This is a genomic window from Actinosynnema sp. NPDC020468 (assembly GCF_040642015.1).
In the GTDB taxonomy this organism is placed as follows: Bacteria; Actinomycetota; Actinomycetes; order Mycobacteriales; family Pseudonocardiaceae; genus Actinosynnema.
Genome location: NZ_JBFAEO010000045.1, coordinates 1 through 4,382 on the forward strand (window position 1 = coordinate 1; position 4,382 = coordinate 4,382).

The following is a 4,382-nucleotide window of genomic DNA, read 5'->3' on the forward strand; positions in this document are numbered from 1 at the left end:
GCCGCCGCGCCCCGCCCGCCCGCCCGGGGCGCCCCCGACCGGCCGCCGCCGCCCCCAACGGGGCGCGGCGGCGACCACACCTCCGAGTGGATTGCCCGGTTCGAGGTTGACGCGGGTCGGTGACCGGCCCACGTTGAGTGGGTTGTCTACCGGGTGAGGTGCGGGTGGTGGCTCGCGTGCTCGTGGCCGAGGACGATCCGGACATCGGCCTGCTGCTGCGGTTCAAGCTGGAACAGGCGGGCATCGACGTGGTGGTCGTGGCCAACGCCACCGCGGCGGTGGACGCCGCTCGCGAACAGGTGCCGGACCTGTTCCTGCTCGACGTCGGGTTGCCCGGCCGGTCGGGGTTGGAGCTGTGCGCGGACCTGCGCGCCGACCCCACCACGCGCGCGGTGCCGATCGTGCTGCTGTCCGGCGGCGCGCACGACTGGGAGATCGCCCGGGGTCTCGCCGCCGGCGCGGACGAGTACCTCGTGAAGCCCATCAGCCCGCAGGCGCTGCTCGACCGCGTGCAGGCGCTGATCCCAGGGTCGGCGTAGCCCGTGTGGCGGTGGACGGTCGGGCGGCTCATGGCGGTCGGCTACCTGCTGGCCGTGGGCGGGCTGCTCGTCGTGGGCATCAGCGCGTACGTGCGCATCGGCACGCTGCTGGAGGACCGCGTGCCCGTCGAGCACACCTACGAGGTGCTGGGCCGGATCTCCCAGCTGCGGATCGACCTCCAGGACGTGGAACGCGGCCAGCGCGGCTACCTCGTCACCGGCGACGAGGGGTTCCTCAGCCCCTACCGCGCGGCGATCGCGGACATCGGCGCCACCACCGCGTCGCTGCGCTCGCTCACCGCGGACAACGGCGTCCAGCAGCGCGCGCTGGACGAGCTGGAACCGCTCGTCGACACCTGGTTGGCGCACACCGCCGACGCGCTCTCCGCCTACCAGGGCGGTGATCCCGGTACCGCGCGGCGGCTGGTGGCGCAGGACGGCCCGGGCGGTGGCGACCGGATCGAGGCCGTGCTCGACGGGATGCGGGACGAGGAGGTGCGGCTGCTGGCGATCAGGCAGCGCGTCAGCAGCGAGGGCGCCTCGGGCACCCGGCTGCTGATCGGCTGGGGCACCGCCGCGCTGACCGCGCTCGTCGGGCTCGGCGCGTGGTGGGCCACGCGCAAGGTCACCGTGCCGCTGACCAGGGTGGCCGAGGCCGCGACCAGGGTGGCGGGCGGCGAGTCCGGCCTGGACGTGCGGGTGACGGGCCCGGTCGAGCTCGAGCGCATGTCGTCCGCCGTGGACACCTCGATGCGCGCCCTGCGCGACGCCCGCGACGAGGCGATGGCGGCGAGCCGGGCCAAGGCGGCGTTCCTGGCGACCATGAGCCACGAGATCCGCACGCCGATGAACGCCGTGATCGGGTTGACCGGTCTGGTGCTCGACACCGGGTTGACCGCGGAGCAGCGCGACCTGATCACCACCGTCCGGGACAGCGGCGACTCGCTGCTGTCGATCATCAACGAGATCCTGGACTACTCCAAGATCGAGGCCGGGCAGGTCGACCTGGAGGACGCGTCGTTCGACGTGGTCGACTGCGTGGAGAGCGCGCTCGCCCTGGTCGCGCTGCCCGCCGAGGCCAAGGCGCTGGAACTGGTCGGCCACGTCGACCCCGGCTGCCCGGCGGTGCTGCGCGGCGACGCGACCCGGTTGCGGCAGATCCTGCTGAACCTGCTGTCCAACGCGGTCAAGTTCACCCACTCCGGCGAGGTGGCCGTGACGCTGTGGGCCGAGGCACGCGGGTCGGACACCGAGGTCCTGCTGCACGCCGAGGTGCGGGACACCGGCATGGGCATCCCGGCGGAGCAGAAGGAGCGGCTCTTCGAGGCGTTCAGCCAGGTCGACGCGTCCACCACGCGCCGGTTCGGCGGCACGGGGCTGGGCCTCGCGATCAGCAAGCGGCTCGCCCAGGTGATGGGCGGCGACCTGGTGGTGGAGAGCACGCCGGGTGTGGGCTCGACGTTCACCCTGACCGCGGTCATGCACGTGTCGCCGGAGCCGACGGGCCGCGGACCCGCGCACGCGCCCGCGAGCGGGAAGACCGCGCTGCTGGTGGACGACAACGACACCAACCGCCAGGTGCTGTCCGCCCAGCTCACCGCGTGGGGCATGGTCTGCGCGACGGCGCCGTCGGGTCCGGCCGCGCTGGACCTGGTGGCGGCGGGCGGGCGCTACGACGTGGCGGTGCTGGACATGCACATGCCGGGCATGGACGGCGTGGTGCTCGCGCGGCGGTTGCGCGCGCTGGAGGCCACCCGCGACCTGCCGCTGGTGCTGCTGGGCAGCCTGGCCGCGTTGCTGGAGCCCGCGGAGCGGGACCTGTTCGACGCCGTGCTGACCAAACCGGCCAGGGTGAGCGTGCTGCACGCGACCCTGGGCCGGGTGCTGGGCGTCGGCCCCGGTCGCCGGCTGGAGCCCGCGCGGATCGTGTCGACGCCGGTCGAGCCGGGCTCCGGGGCGCTGCGGGTGCTGCTGGCCGAGGACAACCCGGTGAACCAGAAGGTCGCCCGGCTCATGCTCACCCGGCTCGGCCACCGGGTGGACGTGGTGGGCAACGGCGAGGAGGCCGTGCGCGCGGTCCTGCAACGCCCGTACGACGTGGTGCTGATGGACGTGCACATGCCGGTGATGGACGGCCTGGAGGCCACCACCGCGATCCGCGCCGAGGTGCCCGCGGGCCGCCGCCCGCACGTGGTCGCGATGACCGCGTCGGTGCTGCTGGAGGACCGCAACGCCTGCGCCGCCGCGGGCATGGACGACTACCTGCCCAAGCCCGTGCGCGCCGACGACCTGGCGAACCTGCTGGCCAACCTGGCGGCCGCGCGGGCCGAGCCGGAAGTCGAGGACGCCACCCCGCCGGGGTCGGATCCTTTGGAGCCCGAGCCGGACGACGTCCAGGTGCCGCACCCGCGCCCGGAGTCGGACGAGCGCGAGGCGGCCGTGCGGGCCCGGTTGGCCGACATCGGCGGTCCGGACGCGCCACCCGAGGAGCGCGCGCTGCTGGCCGCCCTGCTGGAGTCGTTCGTCGCGCGCTCCGCGCCGGCACTGGACCGCCTGGCCGAGGCGCTGCGCTCCGGCGACGTCACCGAGGCGATCGCGGCGGCGCACAGCTTCAAGGGCTCGGCGGCCAACATCGGCGCCGACCGGCTGGCCGGGCTGGTGGCCGTGATCGAGGACCGGGCCCGGTCGGGCGATCTCCCCGACCCGGCCCTGGAAGCCGTGCGCCGTGAACTCGACGCCACCGTCGCGGCCATCGCGGTGGTCACCGCCGAGCTGGTCTGATCGGGTCAGTCGCGACCCAGGGCTTCCTCGACGGCCCGCGCGATCCGACGCTCCGTCGCGGCCCGGCGGCGTCGGAGCCACCACCGCAGCACCACGACCGCCGCCGCGACGAGCACCAGCAGGCCCAGCACCGACCACGGCACGGCCCACGTCGTCGCGGTCGCCGTCACCTCCGCGGGCTGGGCGTCGGTCGACGCGCCCTCCACCCGCGGGGTCAGGCGGACCGAGGACTTCAGGCGGAACAGCGGCGCCACGTCGGCGACCGGGACGGTGAACTCGTGGGAGGCGCCCGGCAGCAATTCCGGGACGGTCAGCGACTGGTCGTGCGCGTCCAGGCCGAAAAGTCCTTGCAGGGAAACGGTTTGCTCGCCGCTGACCCGCAGGTTGCCGGTGTTCTCGACGCGGAACGACACGGTCGCCGAGCCCGGGCCGAACAGCGTGCCGCGGTAGTCGACGGTCAGGTCGCGGACGGCCAACGCGGGCTTGGCCTCGCCCAGGACGCGCAGGTGGATCCGGGTGCCCAAGCGGCGGTCCACGGTCACGCCGTCCGCGTTCTCCGGCACGGCCAGGGAGGTCACCACGCCGCCGCTGTGGTCGCCCGGCTCGGCGTCGGCGGGCACGGTGATCGCGAACGGGATTTCGGCGGTGGCCTTCGCGGGCACGTCGACGCGGGCCTCGGCCAGCCGGGTCCACGCGCCGACACCGGTGGACTTCTCCCCGCCGGGCACCAGGTCCAGCTGACCGCTCGCGGTCGTGAAGCCGTCGGCGGCGTAGACGAGCAGGGTGATCGGGCGGTCGCCGTGGTTGGTGACGGCGACGGCGTCGCGGATCGTCTCGCCGGGCGCGGCGGTGTAGGCGTAGTTGGGGCGGGCCTCGCCGTGGTCGGCGGAGGTGGCCGGGCGCACGCCCCAGGTCACCGGGTCCTGCGCGAGCGCGGCGCCCGGCGCGAGGAGCCAGGCGAGCACGGCGGTGACGAGGACGAGCAGCGGGCGCATCGGGATCTCCAGGAAAGGGGGTGGTGGGGGGGGGGCGGGGGGCCCCCCCCCCCGGGGGGAAAACCCC

General features: G+C 74.7%; 3 protein-coding genes. 2 read left to right on the forward strand and 1 reads right to left on the reverse strand.

The features are described from left to right. Positions 1-167 precede the first annotated feature (167 nt). Positions 168-539 carry a response regulator gene (locus tag AB0G50_RS27380; RefSeq protein WP_360113686.1) on the forward strand — a complete coding sequence of 124 codons (372 nt, stop codon included), beginning with the start codon at positions 168-170 and terminating at the stop codon, positions 537-539. 3 nt (positions 540-542) lie between these two features. Beyond that, entirely contained in the window at positions 543-3,320 is a 2,778-nt protein-coding gene (locus AB0G50_RS27385) for a response regulator (protein WP_360113688.1), read from the forward strand. Between the two features lie 5 nt (positions 3,321-3,325). Here AB0G50_RS27385 and AB0G50_RS27390 read toward each other — a convergent pair whose 3' ends face one another. Continuing rightward, positions 3,326-4,315, reverse strand: coding sequence for a DUF916 domain-containing protein (locus tag AB0G50_RS27390; protein WP_360113690.1), 990 nt, complete (start codon positions 4,313-4,315; stop codon positions 3,326-3,328). Positions 4,316-4,382: the final 67 nt, after the last annotated feature.